The following is a 17,207-nucleotide window of genomic DNA, read 5'->3' on the forward strand; positions in this document are numbered from 1 at the left end:
AGGGATTGTCCGCTATCGTGATGAGCAGGGGGCTTTTGCTACCCGCAAACAGTTGCTCAAGGTGCCCCGTTTTGGTCAGAAGGCCTTTGAACAGGCCGCCGGTTTCCTGCGCATTCGTCAGGGCAGTGAGCCCCTCGATAATACCGCGGTTCACCCCGAGCGCTACCAGTTAGTAGCGACCATGGCCAGGGACGTGGGGATTGATGTGGCGACCCTGATCCGTCGCCCGGAGCTGCTCGATCAGATTGATCTGAAAGCCTATGTGCGTGAGGATGTCGGTCTACCGACCTTGCGCGATATTGTCGCCGAGCTGAAAAAACCCGGTCGTGATCCGCGTGAATCCTTTGTTGCCAGTAGTTTTCGTGACGATGTCACCGGCATGGATGATCTTAAGGAGGGGATGACCCTGAGTGGTATCGTCACCAACGTTGCTGCTTTTGGCGCTTTTGTCGACATCGGCGTTCATCAGGATGGGCTGGTGCATGTCAGCCAGCTCGCCGATCGCTTTATCAAAAACCCCGCTGACGTGGTCAAGGTTGGCCAGCAGGTGCAGGTACGGGTATTGGAGGTGGATACCCAGCGTAAGCGGATTTCACTGACGATGCGTAGTGGCGAGGTTAACAGGGAGAAGCCGGTCGCTATGCGTTCAAGCAAGGATACGATGAGCCCTAAAGCGCAAAACAAGCAGCAGACTTCTGCTCCGGCGGGACCGACGAATCTGGCCGCAGCGCTGAAAAAGTCGGGATTTCGGGTGAGCAAGAAGAAATAGGAGTTGTCGGTTGGAGCCGGATCGGGGATCCTATGTCAAGGGACGCTTTTCGTCATCCATGACCGCTTGACTGTCGCCGTCCATGGCGACAGACACCCTTGTCACAGGACCCCCGACCCGGCAACAAGGATGGGTTTAAAATAGTTACAATAGGAGAAGTTATGTACGGCGAAAAAACCCACTCACTGCTGATCGGCTATGTCCTGTGGATCTTCGGGTTTATGGGGTCACACCGTTTTTACTACGGACGCTCCATCAGCGGCACCATCTATTTTTTCACCCTGGGTCTGTTCTTTATCGGCTGGATTGTTGATCTGTTTCTGATTCCCGGAATGGATCGGGACGCCGATCTGCGCTACAGTCATGGCATCAAAGACTATAACGTCACCTGGATTCTCATGACCTTCCTCGGTATCTTCGGGGTGCACCGCTTTTATCTGGGCAAGTGGATCACCGGACTCATCTGGTTTTTTACCGGCGGCCTGTTTCTCATCGGCTATCTCTATGATTTCTGGACCCTCAACGAACAGGTGGATGAGGTCAATCGTCATAAATTTATCCAGATCGTCTGAGCCTCTGCTATTTCTTATCTCAACGCCAGGGCGGCATAGATCCGCGCGGCATCTTCAACCTCGGCAAAACTGGTCTGTTCATCGGCGGTATGGGCAGTTTCGAGGGAGCCGGGACCGAGGATCAGCGGTTTGCTGCCGGCCTGAAAAAACAGGTTGCCGTCTGAATGGGAGCGAAAGGGTACCAGATTTAATGGCAGGTTGAGGCGCGGATAAACCTCTTCCAGAATGCTGATGGTGTTGTCCTCCGGCGCAAGTTGATAGCCACCGGCCTCAAAGTTAAAAACCACCTCAAGATCCAGCCCTTTGATTGAACTGCGGGCCTGCTCCAGGGTTTTTTCGATGATGGTACGCACCGTCACCGGGCTTAAATCGGGCGACAGATGCAGGTCGATCATCGCTTCACAACGGTCAGGTACGACAAATCCTGCCCGCGATGAGCTCATTTCACGAATTGAATAAACCAGTTTGGTCGCCTGCTGACGAAATGCGGTTGATCGTTCGATCTGCAACAGTACCCGCAGCATCGACTCGATGGCATTGTGCCCAAGTTCCGGCAGGGAGGAGTGGATGCGCCGCCCCTGGGTGATGAGGGTGACCTCCAAATAGCCGTAGTGGTCGAAGGCCGGGAGCAGGGCGGTCGGTTCACCGATAATCACCGAACGCGGGCAGCACTCTTCAAGAAACCGGGCGCTGCCGTCACCATTCTCCTCCTCACCGACAACCAAGAGCAGCCCGAGGGACGGACGCTGATCTTCCGGCAGGGTGGCCAGGGCGGTCCAGGCTTCCACCATGGCAGCGCAGCCACCTTTCATGTCAGCACTGCCTAAGCCCCGAATAACGCCCCATTCTTCAACCGCTGCATACTCATCAATATCCCAGGCGGGAACCGTATCAACATGGCCGACCAGATAGAGGTCAGGGCTGTCACTGCCCATGGTGGCAATCAGATTGAAGCGCTCTTCTTCATCGACGATCTGGCGTCGCACCTGGGTTCCAGTGGCGCGTAACTGCTCTTCAAGGAACAGCTGAATATCCTCCTCTTTGCCGGAAGGGGAATAAATATCGATCATGTCGATGAGGTTTTTTTTCAGGCGGTCAGGATCAATATTATGCCAAACCTGTTCGAGGCGCGATGTCATCAGCTAGTCCTTTTTTCTCTTTTTTTTGCGTGAACGAGACAGGTTCAAGGTCATATAGACGTGTTTCTGGATATGACCGAAGCCAAGTTTTTCAAAGAAGCGAATACCGGCCTGGTTGTCGGCATCGGTATCAATAATAATCATCCGTACCCCTTGATCCTTCATACGCCCTTTAAGTTCATCGAACAACTTTTGACCGGTTCCCCCCTTTTGCAGACCAGGGCGAACGCCGATCCAGACCAGGTAGCCATATTTCCATGACGAATGCTGCTTTTCGACGGTGGTTCCCAGGGCAAAACCGATAATTTCGTCCGCTAATTCGGCCACCAGACAGAGTTCACTGTCGGAGTTGAACAGGGTGGTAATTTCGTACTCATCCCAGGTGCGATACATGCTGGGTGAAAAGTCGGAGGTGAACAACCGTTCTCCCAGGTGAAATACCGCCGCCATATCGTCAATGGTCATCTGGCGGATATCCAGTTCGTCAGCAAATTCTTCTTTGTTCATTGCGGGCACCATCAGCAATTGTAAAAGGGTAAAATCAGAATCAATACTCATAGATAGCAGAAAAGCCTAGCCAAGATAAGATTCCTTTGTACAATGTTTGCGATAAATTTTGTCCGGTAGTCGAGGATACGGTTTTTTGATATACCGGTGGCGGTGATGGGAACAGGCAATCCGTCGTCGCTGTTGTTTTCCAGTTCCTTCAAACGGGTTAACGGCATATTAACACCGCTGCAGATGAGTCGGTCGTTGCGGCATGGGGGGAGTCTGTAGCAGGTGACTATCTTTTTCTCACCCTGCAGATACTGGATTTGAGATTTGAAATAACAAGGCACCCTTGAACAGGGTGCCTTGTTATAGCGGTTATCCGGCTGCGCCACCCATGGTGCGGCGGGCTTTACTGCGCTCAATCGACTGCAGGGCCAGGTATTCCGTGCCGAAGCGGGCAATATTATCAATCTCGTTGTCATATTGATCGTAGTGGCGTTCTTCATCAACAACCAGCTGTTCAAACAGTCTCTTTGATACCGAGTCGGCATTGTTGCCGCACTCATTCGCCCAGCGGTTATAGTCGAGGGCACTCTGCTCTTCCATGGCCTTGGCCATCTGCAGCATTTCTTTGACCTCGGTCACCTTCTTTACGTCACCGGAGGCCTTCATCTCGACGTCGCCGCCGAGAAAGAGGATGCGCTCGGCCAGATTTTCAACGTGCATCATTTCCTCGATGGCGGTTTTCTTAAACAGATCGGCGAGCAGGTCATAGCCCTGGTCGTCGCAGTGAAAATGAAAATACATGTACTGGTGCAGAGCAGTGATTTCCTCGGCCACAGCCTGGTTGAGCAGAACGACACTTTTCTCATGCATAACAATATCTCCTTAATGATTGTCGGGGTGGATTGCTACTTGCCCCAGGTGTCACGAATCCGTTGTACAGCAGTCTCGACATTGCTGCGCTCGCCAAAAGCCGAAAGACGGAAATAGCCTTCGCCGCTGGGCCCGAAACCGCTGCCCGGCGTGCCGACAACGTGGCATTCGTTTAACAGTTTATCAAAAAAATCCCAGCTGCTTAGCCCTTCAGGGGTTTTTAGCCAGATGTAGGGAGCATCGACGCCACCATAACATTCGATACCGGCGGCCTGTAGTCCTTCACGGATAATCCGGGCGTTTTCCATGTAGTAATTGATGATGTCACGGGTCTGCTGCCAGCCCTCATCCGAGTAGACCGCAGCCGCAGCACGCTGTACCGGGTAGGAAGCCCCATTGAACTTGGTAGTGACGCGGCGCTTCCAGAGCTTGTTGATGCTGTACTTTTCGCCGCTTGCAGTCGTTCCGGTGAGTTGCTCCGGCACCACCACCAGGCCGCAGCGCACACCGGTAAAACCGGCGGTTTTGGAGAAGGAGCGGAACTCAATGGCACACTCCTTGGCACCTTCAATTTCGTAAATAGAGTGGGGGATGTCGGGGGTGGTGATAAAGGCTTCATAGGCGGCATCGAAGAAGATGATGGCATCATTGGCACGGGCGTAATCGACCCACTTTTTCAGCTCTTGCTTGCCGGCGACGGTGCCGGTCGGATTGTTGGGGAAGCACAGGTAGATGATGTCGACTTTTTCCTTGGGCAGATCGGGAATAAAGTTATTTTCGGCGGTAAAGGGCATGTAGACGATCCCTTTATAGTAGCCCTTTTCATCAGCTTCACCGGTGCGCCCCACCATGACGTTGGTGTCGTTGTAGACCGGATAGACCGGATCGCCGATAGCAACAATGTTATCGAGGGCAAAGATGTCGAGAATGTTGGCACAGTCGCACTTGGAACCGTCGGAAATGAAGATTTCGTTGGTAGTCAACTCAACACCCAACGGCTTATAACTTTTGTCGATAATCACCTGTGACAGCCATTCATAGCCTTGTTCCGGGCCGTAACCGGCGAAGTTTTCTGTTGTTGCAAGATCATCAATGGCCTGATGGAAAGCTTGAATAACCGCCGGCGCGAGGGGACGAGTAACATCGCCAATCCCTAAGCGAATGACCTTGGCTTGCGGGTTTGCTTTGCTGAATTCAGTTACCCGGCGACCAATTTCAGGGAACAGGTAACCGGCTTTAAGTTTCAGATAGTGATCATTGATACGTGCCATGTTTAGAACTTTCTCTCTGGTAAAATACAATGAAATGATTCGGGACATGAAAATATCAGTACGGTTTTTTAGCGTAGCCCCAGCACATCCTGCATATCATACAGTCCTGGCGGTTGACCCTCCAGCCACTGGCAGGCGCGGGCAGCGCCGCGGGCGAACATATCACGGCTCATGGCGCGATGACTGATCTCGATGCGTTCTCCCATGCCGATAAAATAGACTGTGTGCTCACCGACAATATCGCCACCGCGCACTGTTTGCATGCCGATTTCGGCGTGGCTGCGTTCACCGCACATTCCCTCACGGTGATAATTAGCGACCTGGTTGTAATCACGCCCAAGGGTTTCAGCGACCACTTCGCCCATGCGCACTGCAGTGCCGGAAGGGGAGTCCTTCTTTTTATTGTGGTGCAGTTCGACAACTTCGACATCGAAATCATCACCAAGGATCCTGGCGGCTTCCTTGAGCAGCTTGAAGCAGGCATTGACGCCGACGCTCATGTTGGGCGCCAGCACCACAGGAATCGTCCTGGCAAACTCCTCGACCTGCTGTTTCTGCTCAGGGGTAAAGCCGGTTGAGCCGCTGACCAGCATCTTGCCGTGCCGTGCGCAGACGGCGAGATTGTTCAGGGTCACTTCCGGGAAGGTAAAATCGATGAGGACATCGGCTGTTGCAACCGCAGCATCAAGTTCGCTGGTCAGAGGGACGCCGATATTGCCGGCGCCGGCAATCAGTCCGGCATCCATCCCCAGTTGTGGGTGACCATCCCGTTCAACAGCGCCAGATAAGGTAAGCCCTTTTGTTTCACACACCGCCTGGATCAGGCGCGTACCCATGCGCCCGGCGGCGCCGATGATGGCAACATTCATGATGATTTTTCCTTGTGTTGCGAAGCTGTTCAAATCAGTTGGTGCTTGCTTAAGACTTCTTTGAGCTTGATCAGGTTTTCAGGCTGCAGGCCAACCAGGGGCAGCCGCACTGCAGGACGACATTTGCCCATTAAAGAGGCGGCGGTTTTAACCGGTACCGGATTGGCCTCTATGAACATGGCCTGGTGAACATCCAGCAGTTGCAGGTGCAGCTTTCTGGCATCGTCCCAGCGATTTTCCTGCGCTGCCACCACCATCTGCTTGACCTGTCTGGGGATAATGTTGGCGGACACGGAAATAATCCCTTTGGCGCCGCAGGCCATCAGCGGCAGGGCGAGGAAATCATCACCGGACAGGACATCGATCTTGTCACCGGCTTTGGCGATAATTTCACTGGCCTGGGTAACATCGCCGGAGGCTTCCTTGATGGCGACAATCTGCTTGAATTCTGCCAGGCGGATAGTGGTCGCAGCAGTTATGTTGCTGCCGGTACGACCAGGCACATTGTAAAGGACCTGCGGCAGGGCGACCTGCTCGGCAAGCGCCTTATAATGCTGATAGATCCCTTCCTGCGATGGTTTGTTGTAGTAGGGCGACACCAGCAGCAAACCGTCAGCGCCGGCTTCTTTGGCATGGCGTGAGATCTCAATCGCCTCGGCGGTGGAGTTGGAGCCGGTTCCGGCAACAACCGGGACCCGTTTGTTGACCTGGGCGATGCAGACGTCGATCACCCGGTTGTGTTCATGATAGTTGAGGGTAGCTGACTCTCCGGTGGTACCACAGGGGACGATCACATCGGTACCGTTTTCGATTTGGAATTCGATCAGCTGGCGGTAGCTTTCTTCATCAAGGTTCCCCTGTTCATCAAAGGGGGTGATGAGGGCGGTCATGGATCCGTGAAACATATTCTCCTCCAATAAAAAAGAAAAGTGGACGCCGATATTGCTAACATACTGGCTGGGCAAAGTAAAGGGCAGTGGCATTCACGGATGCAATAAAAAACATATAAAACAGTCAGTTAGATTGTTTTTTTTGCTCGCCGGAGTTTTCCTCCAGGGGCGCGGCAGGTTGCTCAACCGCTGCCTTGTTGACCGGACGAACGGGCCCCTTTGTGCCGCAGGCAGACAGCAACAGCGCGCTAATGATCAGGACCAGAATCAGTTGTAGGCGCATCAGATTACCCCGCCGTTCAACCGCGCCAGTTCCCGTTCCACCGCGGTGCGGGCGGTGCCGCCGGTGGCCTTGCGGGCGTTGACCGAGGCTTCGAGGGTAACGAAATCATAAATGTCCCGGTCAATCAATGCAGAGAAGCTGCGAAATTCTTCCAGAGTCAACTCAGGGATATCCTTGCCGGTTTCAACGCAATAGCGCACCGTCTTGCCAACCACCTCGTGGGCTTGACGGAAGGGCATCCCTTTGCGCACACAGTAATCGGCAACATCGGTTGCCGTCGAAAATCCCCGCGCTGCCGCAATACGCATGTTGTCACTTTTGACCCGCATTTCAGCAATCATGTCGGCGAAAACCTTCAGGCTCCCTTTAACCGTGTCGATGGTGTCAAACAGGGGTTCCTTGTCTTCCTGCATGTCTTTGTTATAGGCCAGCGGCAGGGACTTCATCAGGGTCAAGAGGGCGATCAGGTTGCCGTAAACCCGGCCGGTTTTGCCGCGCACCAGTTCCGGTACATCCGGGTTTTTCTTTTGTGGCATGATCGAACTGCCGGTACAAAAAGCATCCGACAGTTCAATAAAGTTGAAATCGGCGCTCGACCAGAGGATCAGTTCTTCCGACAAACGCGACAGGTGCATCATCAGGATTCCGGCACAGGCGCAGAACTCAATGGCAAAGTCGCGATCAGACACGCTGTCAAGGCTGTTGCGGGTGACACCATCAAAACCAAGCTGCTGCGCCACCCACTCGCGGTCGATGGGGAAGGTGGTACCGGCCAGGGCTCCCGCGCCCAGGGGCAGAACATTAAAACGTTTGCGCAGATCCTGCAGGCGGCTGGTATCACGGGCGATCATCTCACGATAAGCGAGCAGGTGATGGCTGTAGAGCACCGGCTGGGCGGTTTGCAGATGGGTATAGCCGGGCATGATGACATCCAGATGGTTCTGCGCCTGGTGGATCAGCGATTGCTCAAGTTTGCCCAGATATCCCAGAATCGTGTCAATTTCATCGCGCAGGTAGAGGCGGATATCGAGCGCCACCTGATCGTTGCGGCTGCGCCCGGTGTGCAGTTTGCCACCGACCGGACCGATCCGTTCGATCAACCGCGCCTCGATATTCATGTGGATGTCTTCGAGGGCAACGGAGAATTCGATCTTGCCGGCCTCAATCTCGGCAAGGATCGCGTCAAGGCCGGCGATGATCTGCTGCGCTTCATCGACAGCAATAATTCCCTGACGTCCGAGCATCTCGGCATGGGCTTTTGAGCCCTGGATATCGTAGCGATAAAGACGCTGATCGAATGCGATGGAGGCGGTGAATTCCTCGACAAATTTGTCGGTCGGTTGGGTGAAGCGACCACCCCATAGTTTGCTGCTCATTTTTCACTCTTTCTTGCTGGACAAAAACTCAGCCACCAAGGCACCAAGCGCACCAAGGGGGCAATCCCATTTGGTTTTCTTGGAGTCCTTGGTGCCTTGGTGGCAACGTGACTTATTATTTTTTAGCTGCCCGCTGAATCGCCGCAATCCGCAAGCGCAACGCATTCAGCTTGATGAAGCCTTCCGCATCGGCCTGGTTGTAGACCTCATCGGCCTCAAAGGTAGCAAAGTCGACATTGAACAGACTGTCAGTGGCTGAATCGCGGCCGACAACGCGACAGTGCCCCTTGTAGAGTTTGATCCGCGCTTTGCCGTTGACGGTCTGCTGGGTATTATCGATCAGGGCTTGCAGGGCGAGACGCTCGGGAGCGAACCAGTAGCCGTTGTAGATCATAGCGGCATAGCGCGGTACCAGAGAGTCGCGCAGGTGCATGACCTCACGGTCCATGGTGATCGATTCCACTGCCCGGTGGGCTTCTTCGAGGATGGTGCCGCCGGGGGTTTCATAGACACCGCGGCTTTTCATGCCGACGTAGCGATTTTCCATCAGGTCGACGCGACCGATGCCGTGCTTACCGCCCAGTTCATTGAGCTTGGCCATCAGCTTGGCCGGCGACAGACGCTCGCCGTTCACCGCCACAGCGTCCCCCTGTTCAAACGCGATTTCAACAAATTCCGCTTGATCGGGAGCATCTTCCGGGCGCACGGTAAGCACGTACATTTCTTCCGGTGCTTCGGCCCAGGGATTCTCGAGAACATCCCCTTCAAAGGAGATGTGGAGCAGATTGCGGTCGGAGCTCCAGGGGAACTTTTTACTGGTCGGAACCGGAATGCCGTGTTTTTTGGCGTACGCTTCCAGTGCGCTACGGCTCTTCATGTCCCACTCACGCCAGGGAGCGATGACCTTGATCGCCGGATCGAAATGGTAATAAGCGATTTCAAAACGCACCTGATCATTGCCCTTGCCGGTGGCACCATGGGAAACGGCGTCCGCCCCTTCCTTGGCGGCAATCTCCATCTGCGCCTTGGAGATCAGCGGACGGGCAATGGAGGTGCCAAGGAAGTAGCGTCCCTCGTAGATGGCGTTGGCCCGGAACATGGGGAAAACAAAGTCGCGGGCAAATTCTTCCTTCAAATCGACGATATGACAGGAAGAGGCACCGGTTTTTTTGGCCTTGTCAGGAACATGATCCAGTTCTTCCCCCTGGCCGAGATCGGCGCAGTAGGCAACGACTTCGCAGCCGTATTCCTCTACCAGCCATTTAAGGATAATGGAGGTATCAAGCCCTCCTGAATAAGCCAGAACCGCTTTTTTAACCTGTCCTTTTTTGCTCATTATAGATACTCCTGTGGGTGAAAAAGGGTGGAAACTTCCACCGCTAACGTTTGATGTAGTTACAAAACACCCTAAAGTAGATGGCTAGGCAAAAAACGTCAAATGCAAGGCGCGCAATTGTCGAACAATGAGGCGTACTTATGTACGTCGAAGCAGTGAGACGATTGCAGCAATGCAGCAGTTGGCGATTTTTTGTGACGCCATCAAAGTTTGATGACGTAGGTGTCTGCCAAACGATCATGGAGGGCACGTTTCTGTTCGTCAAAGATCACCATCAGGTAGCCGATACCGAAAATAATACCTGACAGAAACTTCGCCGGCACCTCACGAAAAGCCGCGCGCCCGTAGCTGATCGGAGAGCCGTCCTGACGCACGACCTTGATGCGCAACACCATTTTGCCCGGGGTCTGGCCGCAGTAGCCGGTGAAAAAGATGTAATAGGTAAAACTGATCAGGTAGCTGAAGAAATGGACGATAAAGGCGGTTTCACCACCGCCGCCATCACTGCCAACCACGGTTACCGTGCCGGCCAGGGCTAATATCCCGCCAAGGATCATCTGCAGACCGAAAACAATGGCAGCATCGACCAGGGTAGCGACGGCGCGCATCCAGAAGGTTGCTTTGGGTACTGCATCCATTGGGTTGGAGTATACCCCGGGCATGGGCGGATGCGAAGGTGCTCCGTTCTGCTGCCATGGCTTGTTTACCGATGGCTGCTGAGGGGCAGCAGGTGAATCCTCTTCGGCTTGTTGTTGCGGTTGTTCGTCGTGTCGGACAGATTCACCGATCTCCTGTGTTTCGTTCTGTTCCTGCTGATCCTGTTGCTGCGGCAGCTCAAATGCCTTTGCACACAAGGGGCATTTGACCCGGATTGTGCCGGCAGGAATCTGTTGCGGATCGATGGTGCGGCTGTATTCACAGTGGGGGCAGGTTAATTTCATTGTTTTAACCTGCCATCAGGGTGGCCATAATGGCCTTCTGAACGTGGAGACGATTTTCCGCTTCGTCAAATATAATCGATTGCGGTCCCTCCATCACCTCGTTGGTAATTTCCTCATCGCGGTGGGCTGGCAGGCAGTGCATGACCAGGGCATCCCTGGCGGCGATACCAAGCAGTTCACTGTTTATCTGGAATCCGGCAAAGTCTTTGGCGCGGATTTGTTGTTCCCCTTCCTGGCCCATGCTCGCCCAGACATCGGTGTTAAGAATGTCAGCACCTGCTGCCGCTTCACGCGGGTCGTTGGTCAGCATCAGACGGGCACCAGCCTGGCGGGCTTTTTCAACAACGCCGGCATCCGGTTCGTAGCCTTGCGGGGTAGCGATACGCAGCTCAAACCCGAACACTGACGCGGCATTGATCCAGCTGTTGGCCATATTATTGCCATCGCCAATCCAGCAATAAACGAGCTCACGATAATCAGGACGGTGTTCGCTGACGGTGAACAGATCGGCCATCAGCTGACAGGGGTGATTCAGGTCGGTAAGACCGTTGATAATCGGCACGCTGCTGTGGGCCGCAAATTCTTCAACGATAGAGTGGGCAAAGGTGCGGATCATGATACCGTCGCAGTAGCGCGCCATGACCTTGGCGCTGTCACGGATCGGTTCGCCGCGCCCCATCTGGGTGTTGCCGGAATGGAGAAACAGGGCGTGGCCACCCAGTTGATACATGCCGACCTCGAAGGAGACCCGGGTACGGGTGGAACTTTTTTCAAAGATCATCGCCAGGGTTTTTCCTTCCAGCAAGCGATGAGGTTTGCGGTGCTGCTGCTTGGTCTTCAGCTCACGGGTCAGGGCAAAAATGCTCTCAAGATCACTTAATGACCAGTCGGAGAGGGAGAGGAAATCTTTTTTCATGCTGTTGTTGCTCCTGCACTATGTTCACTTAAAATGGCATCCAGAATGTCGATTGCTTGCATGATCTCGGTGCGGCTGATGATCAGCGGTGGGACAAAACGCAGTACATTGCCGGCGGTACAGTTGATCAGCAGGCCACGTTCCAGCGCTTTGTTGACTATAGGAGCCCCTTCACAGCTCAGTTCAACGCCGATCATCAGGCCGCGGCCACGAACCGACTGGATGACAAGGTGGCGCTCTCGAAGTTGTTCGAGGTGCTCAATAAAAAAAGCTCCGACAGCGTTGCAGTGCTGGAGTAGTTGGGGCCTGTTGAGCTCGTTAAAGGCGGCCACAGCAGCGGCCGTTGCCAGTGGATTGCCGCCGAAGGTGGAGCCGTGGGTGCCGGAGCCGAGGACTTCGGAGTAGGGGGCGCGGGCGATCATGGCACCGATGGGGACCCCGCCACCCAGGGCTTTGGCCAGGGTCATGACATCGGGCTCAATCTCTTCTTGTTGATAGGCAAACAGGCTCCCGGTCCGACCGAGGCCGGTCTGGATTTCGTCAACAATCAACAGCAGCCGGCGCTCGTTACAGAGTTCACGAACCGCCTTGAAGTAGCCGGAGGGTGGAATGCGTATGCCTCCTTCGCCCTGAATCGGCTCGAGAAGGACAGCGCAAGTGTTGGGCCCAACCGCCTGGTGCAGAGCCTCGATGTCACCAAAGGCAACATGCTTGAAGCCGGGGAGCAACGGGGCAAAACCGGCCTGGACTTTTTCCTGTCCGGTAGCGCTGACCGTTGCCAGGGTGCGCCCGTGGAAAGAGGCGATAGTGGAGATGATTTCGTGGCGCTGCGGGCTGAAGTTGTCGCTGCTCCATTTGCGGGCCAGTTTGAGCGCTGCTTCATTGGCTTCAGCCCCGGAATTACAAAAAAATACCCGATTGCCGAAGGAATGTTTGCATAACAGTCGCGACAGTTCGATCTGGGCCGGAATATGATAGAAGTTGGAGCAGTGGATCAGGGTGCCGGCCTGTTCACGGATGGCGTCCACCACCGCCGGATGACAGTGACCGAGGTTATTGACTGCCACTCCGGCGAGAAAATCGAGATAACGCTTGCCGTCGTTATCGGTCAGCCAGCAGCCTTCGCCCCGTACTGCCACCAACGGGTAACGCCCGTAAGTGCCGGCAACCGTGGTCAGACCCTGCTCAATCCATTGGTCGGAGGTGGTCATTATTTGTACCTCGCCACGGCGGTTCCGATCCCCTTGTCGGTGAAGATTTCCAGCAGGCAGGCATGCTCCATCCGACCATCGACGATATGGGTTTTGGCGACCCCATCCTCGATGGCATCGACACAGCAGTTGACCTTGGGAATCATGCCACCGGAGATGGTGCCGTTGTTGATCAGGTCAGGAACACGCAGGATATCGATGGTCGAAATCAGGCGGCCATCCTTGTCCTTGACCCCTTCGACATCGGTCAGCAGAATCAGCTTTTCGGCGTTCAGGGCCCCGGCAATCCGGCCCGCAACCAGGTCGGCATTGATATTGTAGGTTTCCCCTTGAAGGCCGCCACCAATCGGGGCGATGACCGGGATGAAGTTATTGCTTTCCAGGGCCTTGATGATGGCGGGATTGACTTGTTCTACCTCGCCAACCATGCCGATATCGATAATTTCCGGGGTCAGGGACTCGGGGTTGATGGCGGTCATTTCCATCTTGCGGGCGCGGATCAGGCCGCCATCCTTGCCGGTAATGCCGACAGCATTGCCGCCGTGACGGTTGATGTTGGAGACAATTTCTTTATTGACCTTGCCGCCGAGCACCATTTCCACTACATCCATAGTCGCACTGTCGGTGACGCGCATTCCTTGAACAAAGTGGCTCTGGATCTTCATCGCCTCGAGAACCTTGCCGATCTGTGGCCCACCACCATGGATAACGACGGGATTAAGGCCGATATATTTCATCAGGATAATGTCGCGGGCGAAACCCTCTTTCAGGCGCTCTTCAACCATGGCGTTACCGCCGTACTTAATCACGATGGTGGCACCGTAAAAGCGCCGAATCCACGGCAGAGCTTCCATCAGGACATTGGCTTTGGCAATCAATTCTTGCATCGTTGTTTCCTTTAATCTTTCGTCTTTTCTCGCCCGATGTGGTGCTGTTGCCTGCTGTTCACAAGTTTTGAGCACACCAATTATCTACAGGATATAGCGCGACAGATCTTCGTTCTGGCTGATTTTTGCCAGACGTTCGCGCACCTGTTCGGCGCCGATCATCACCTTTTCGCCGGAATGTTCAGGCGCGTTGAAAGAGAGGTCTTCCAGGAGTTTTTCCATAATTGTGTGCAGGCGGCGAGCGCCGATATTCTCCGTGTTTTCATTGACCATTTTGGCAATTTTAGCCATTTCACGGATGGCTGAATCATCAAACTGCAGGTCGATGGATTCGGTTTTCATCAGCTCACGGTACTGGCGGATCAGGGCGTTTTTGGGCTCGGTCAGAATTCGGTAAAAATCATCTTCGCCGAGGCTGTCCAGTTCCACGCGGATCGGGAAGCGTCCCTGGAGTTCGGGAATTAGATCCGAGGGTTTTGCCATGTGGAAGGCACCGGCGGCGATAAACAGAATATGGTCGGTTTTGATGGCACCATGCTTGGTGTTGACAGTGCTTCCTTCGACAATCGGCAGAATGTCACGCTGCACCCCCTCGCGTGAGACTTCCGGCCCATGTATCCCTTGGCGGCTGGCAATTTTGTCAATTTCGTCGACGAAGATGATCCCACTTTGTTCGGCACGCTCTTTGGCCAGGTTCGTAACGTTCTCCATGTCGACCAGTTTTTCCGCTTCGCTCGCGGTTAGAATGTCGCGCGCCTCGTTGACTTTGACACGTTTGCGTTTGGCGCTTTTGGGGAAAAGGTTGCCGAACATTTCCTTGATGTTAAACCCCAGTTCCTCGTTCCCCTGGGGGGTGAAAATCCCCATGGCCGGCAAGCTGCTGACTTCGACATCGAGCTCAACAAAACGCTCGTCCAGTTCTCCCAGGCGCAGCAATTTACGCAGGCGGTCACGGGTGCCCTGGCGCTGTTCCTCTTTGTCGGGAGAACGGTCAGTTTCGCCGGGCAGGAGCAGGTCCAGCAGTCGTTCTTCGGCATTGGCCTCGGCCTTGATCTGCATTTTTGCGGTTTCTTCCGCCTTAACCATGTTAATGGCCAATTCGAGCAGATCGCGCACCATGCTCTCGACATCGCGACCGACATAGCCGACCTCGGTAAATTTGCTCGCTTCCACCTTGATGAACGGTGCCTGGGCGAGTTTGGCCAGGCGCCTGGCGATTTCGGTTTTGCCAACGCCGGTCGGGCCGATCATGATGATATTTTTCGGAGCGATCTCATCTCGTAACTCGGTCGGTACCTGCTGGCGGCGCCAGCGGTTGCGTAAGGCCACAGCGACGGCGCGCTTGGCATCTTTCTGGCCGATGATGTAGCGATCCAGTTCAGAAACAATTTCGCGGGGGGTAAAGTTGTTCAAGAAAGTACCTCGATAGCAATCCGGTCGTTAGTGTAGATACAGATGTCTGCGGCAATTTTCAGGGCTTCTTCAGTGATGCCGGCAGCATCAAGGGTCGAATGGGCGACCATCCCACGCGCTGCAGCGAGGGCAAAGCTGCCGCCGGAACCGATGGCGGCCACTCCGTCATCGGGTTCAATGACATCACCGGCACCGGAAATAATCAGGGTGACATCCTTGTCGGCGACAATCAGCAGGGCTTCAAGGCGCCGCAAAATGCGGTCAGTGCGCCAATCTTTGGCCAGCGCGACGGCAGCTCGGGGCAGGTTACCGCGAAACTCCTGGAGTTTGGCCTCAAACTTTTCAAACAGGGTGAAGGCATCAGCCGTGCTACCGGCGAACCCCGCCAATACCTTATCTTCATACAACCGCCTGATTTTTCGCGCGCCGTGTTTCATCACGGTATTGCCGAGGCTGACCTGTCCGTCGCCACCCAGGGCGACCTGATGGTTGTGGCGAACAGAACAGATGGTTGTGCCTTTAAACATGAATGGCTCCATAAAAATGAGTCCTAATGACAACAGGAATGCAAGCTGTTGCAGCGACAAACAAAAGATGCACCATAACACAAAAACGCCCCAATTAAAAAGGCCAATGTCGCCTGTCCACAAGGCTTTAATAAGGGGGTTGGCAGGGTGCAGAAAAACGATTTTTACCGCGACTGCAGCAAGGCTGGAACGATTTGTGGGTTATTTTTCCGGCAGCGGGAACTCGATGGTCGCCGTCGTACCAATTCCGGGTCGGCTGTCGATTTGCAGCTGCCCGCCCATGGCGCGAATAAAATTGCGGGCATAGTAGAGCCCCAGCCCAAAACCGCGCACCTGACCGGTGCTATGCGGGTCAATTTGATAAAACTTATTAAAAATTTTAGCCAGTTCCGGTTCGGGAATGCCAATGCCGTTATCCCTAAAGGTGAGCCTGACCCGATTCCCCTGTTGATCGCCACGCACGTCAATAATTCCTTGCTGTGGGGTAAATTTGATCGCGTTGTCGAGCAGGGCGCGGACGGCAAAATGAATTTTTTGCGGATGCACCAATAACAAGGGATCGGACATGGGGACAGGGATCTGCGTGTTTATCTGTTGTGCATTCCCAAGGGCCGTCGGCTGCAGTTCCTCGATGACCTGCGTGGTGACCTGACCGAGGTCCGTCAGTTCAAGGGTCATTTCATCTTCCTGCAAGGTCGCTTCACTGAAATAGAGCAGGTCCTGAATCAGTTTTTCCAGATAGGTCGATTCTGCCTGAACCATGGTCAGAACCTGGAGGAAGTTTTCATCTTTTGGGCTTTCCACCCCTTCGGCAAGATTTTGGAGAAACAGGGAAATAGCGGTGGTGGGGGTTTTCAACTTGTGGGAAATCAGCCCGAGAAATTCGTTTTTGAGGCGGTCAATATGGCGCAAATCAGCAATCTCACTGCGCAGGGCGTGACGTTCGAGAACTCTTTCTACCGTCGTAGTCAATTGCAGGACGCTGATCGGTTTGGTGATGAAATCATCCGCTCCGGCTTTAAGGGCGTTAAGAACCAGTTCCTTGTCGGAATAGCCGGTCATCAGGATGACCGGAAGATCAGGCTGTTCCTGGCGGACGATACGCAGAAACTCCAGACCGTCAATGTTGGGCATATTGACGTCGGTCAACACGATGTCGACGTCCTCGTGGTTGAGAAATTTCAACGCATCGAAACCGTCTTCCGCCTGCAGTACCTTATAGGTATCGAAGACACTGGCGCAGAGATCGCGGATCAGGGGTTCATCGTCGACAATCAACAGTTTTCTTGCCGGTTGTCCATTGCCATTGGCAGGCATGTCAGACGTTCCCAAGTAGCAGTTTCAGGTGTTCTGGTGCCGCCGCGACCAGCTCGTCGAGCTTGTCCGTCAAGGGGCCGCCGGCCTGGGCCAGTTCGGGGCGTCCGCCGCCGCGCCCGCCG

The 17,207-nt window shown here is 54.4% G+C and carries 19 protein-coding genes; 2 read left to right on the forward strand and 17 right to left on the reverse strand.

Annotated features, from left to right (window positions below):
• A partial coding sequence (locus AC6F7T_RS14410) for a S1 RNA-binding domain-containing protein (RefSeq protein ID WP_500719976.1) occupies window positions 1-769 on the forward strand: 769 nt, incomplete at its 5' end.
• A 161-nt stretch (window positions 770-930) separates the two neighbouring features.
• Entirely contained in the window at window positions 931-1,341 is a 411-nt protein-coding gene (locus AC6F7T_RS14415; protein ID WP_500719977.1) for an NINE protein, read from the forward strand.
• A gap of 14 nt (window positions 1,342-1,355) precedes the next feature.
• Here the strand turns inward: AC6F7T_RS14415 and AC6F7T_RS14420 are convergent, their stop codons facing one another.
• The 17 genes from AC6F7T_RS14420 to AC6F7T_RS14500 form a co-directional block, all read right to left on the reverse strand.
• Window positions 1,356-2,480, reverse strand: a complete 1,125-nt coding sequence (locus AC6F7T_RS14420) for a M20/M25/M40 family metallo-hydrolase (RefSeq protein WP_500719979.1) — start codon at window positions 2,478-2,480, stop codon at window positions 1,356-1,358.
• Window positions 2,481-2,483: 3 nt separating this feature from the next.
• On the reverse strand, window positions 2,484-2,987 hold the full coding sequence (locus tag AC6F7T_RS14425; RefSeq protein ID WP_500719980.1) for a GNAT family N-acetyltransferase: 504 nt from the start codon (window positions 2,985-2,987) through the stop codon (window positions 2,484-2,486).
• A 360-nt stretch (window positions 2,988-3,347) separates the two neighbouring features.
• Window positions 3,348-3,848 carry a ferritin-like domain-containing protein gene (locus AC6F7T_RS14430; protein ID WP_500719982.1) on the reverse strand — a complete coding sequence of 167 codons (501 nt, stop codon included), beginning with the start codon at window positions 3,846-3,848 and terminating at the stop codon, window positions 3,348-3,350.
• Window positions 3,849-3,883: 35 nt separating this feature from the next.
• Complete coding sequence (locus AC6F7T_RS14435) at window positions 3,884-5,119, reverse strand: LL-diaminopimelate aminotransferase (RefSeq protein ID WP_500719984.1); 1,236 nt, start codon at window positions 5,117-5,119, stop codon at window positions 3,884-3,886.
• 68 nt (window positions 5,120-5,187) lie between these two features.
• A complete protein-coding gene (gene dapB / locus AC6F7T_RS14440; RefSeq protein ID WP_500720002.1) occupies window positions 5,188-5,991 on the reverse strand; it encodes a 4-hydroxy-tetrahydrodipicolinate reductase in 804 nt (267 codons plus the stop codon).
• 26 nt (window positions 5,992-6,017) lie between these two features.
• Window positions 6,018-6,893: a 4-hydroxy-tetrahydrodipicolinate synthase gene (gene dapA / locus AC6F7T_RS14445; RefSeq protein ID WP_500719986.1), complete on the reverse strand. Its 876-nt coding sequence runs from the start codon at window positions 6,891-6,893 to the stop codon at window positions 6,018-6,020.
• A gap of 109 nt (window positions 6,894-7,002) precedes the next feature.
• Entirely contained in the window at window positions 7,003-7,161 is a 159-nt protein-coding gene (gene lptM / locus AC6F7T_RS14450) for an LPS translocon maturation chaperone LptM (protein WP_500719987.1), read from the reverse strand.
• Window positions 7,161-8,537 (reverse strand): argininosuccinate lyase, encoded by a 1,377-nt coding sequence (argH, locus tag AC6F7T_RS14455; RefSeq protein ID WP_500719989.1) that lies wholly within the window; start codon window positions 8,535-8,537, stop codon window positions 7,161-7,163. Before argH ends, lptM begins: the two co-directional genes overlap by 1 nt.
• 115 nt (window positions 8,538-8,652) lie before the next feature.
• Window positions 8,653-9,873 carry an argininosuccinate synthase gene (locus tag AC6F7T_RS14460; RefSeq protein WP_500719990.1) on the reverse strand — a complete coding sequence of 407 codons (1,221 nt, stop codon included), beginning with the start codon at window positions 9,871-9,873 and terminating at the stop codon, window positions 8,653-8,655.
• A 203-nt stretch (window positions 9,874-10,076) separates the two neighbouring features.
• Window positions 10,077-10,814: an RDD family protein gene (locus tag AC6F7T_RS14465; protein WP_500719992.1), complete on the reverse strand. Its 738-nt coding sequence runs from the start codon at window positions 10,812-10,814 to the stop codon at window positions 10,077-10,079.
• A 4-nt stretch (window positions 10,815-10,818) separates the two neighbouring features.
• The gene (gene argF / locus AC6F7T_RS14470; RefSeq protein WP_500719994.1) at window positions 10,819-11,730 is read right to left on the reverse strand and encodes an ornithine carbamoyltransferase; all 912 of its coding nucleotides are present in this window, start codon (window positions 11,728-11,730) and stop codon (window positions 10,819-10,821) included.
• Window positions 11,727-12,941 (reverse strand): acetylornithine transaminase, encoded by a 1,215-nt coding sequence (locus AC6F7T_RS14475; protein ID WP_500719995.1) that lies wholly within the window; start codon window positions 12,939-12,941, stop codon window positions 11,727-11,729. Before AC6F7T_RS14475 ends, argF begins: the two co-directional genes overlap by 4 nt.
• Window positions 12,941-13,828 (reverse strand): acetylglutamate kinase, encoded by an 888-nt coding sequence (gene argB, locus AC6F7T_RS14480; protein WP_500719997.1) that lies wholly within the window; start codon window positions 13,826-13,828, stop codon window positions 12,941-12,943. Before argB ends, AC6F7T_RS14475 begins: the two co-directional genes overlap by 1 nt.
• 84 nt (window positions 13,829-13,912) lie before the next feature.
• Window positions 13,913-15,241 carry an ATP-dependent protease ATPase subunit HslU gene (gene hslU, locus AC6F7T_RS14485; RefSeq protein ID WP_500719998.1) on the reverse strand — a complete coding sequence of 443 codons (1,329 nt, stop codon included), beginning with the start codon at window positions 15,239-15,241 and terminating at the stop codon, window positions 13,913-13,915.
• Window positions 15,238-15,768, reverse strand: a complete 531-nt coding sequence (gene hslV / locus AC6F7T_RS14490; RefSeq protein ID WP_500720000.1) for an ATP-dependent protease subunit HslV — start codon at window positions 15,766-15,768, stop codon at window positions 15,238-15,240. The genes hslU and hslV overlap by 4 nt, the downstream gene beginning before the upstream one ends.
• Before the next feature lie 201 nt (window positions 15,769-15,969).
• On the reverse strand, window positions 15,970-17,085 hold the full coding sequence (locus AC6F7T_RS14495; protein ID WP_500720001.1) for a response regulator: 1,116 nt from the start codon (window positions 17,083-17,085) through the stop codon (window positions 15,970-15,972).
• Window position 17,086: 1 nt separating this feature from the next.
• On the reverse strand, window positions 17,087-17,207 hold a 121-nt coding region (locus tag AC6F7T_RS14500; RefSeq protein WP_500720004.1), incomplete at its 5' end, for a DHHA1 domain-containing protein.

It is taken from the genome of Pelovirga sp. (genome assembly GCF_059864205.1).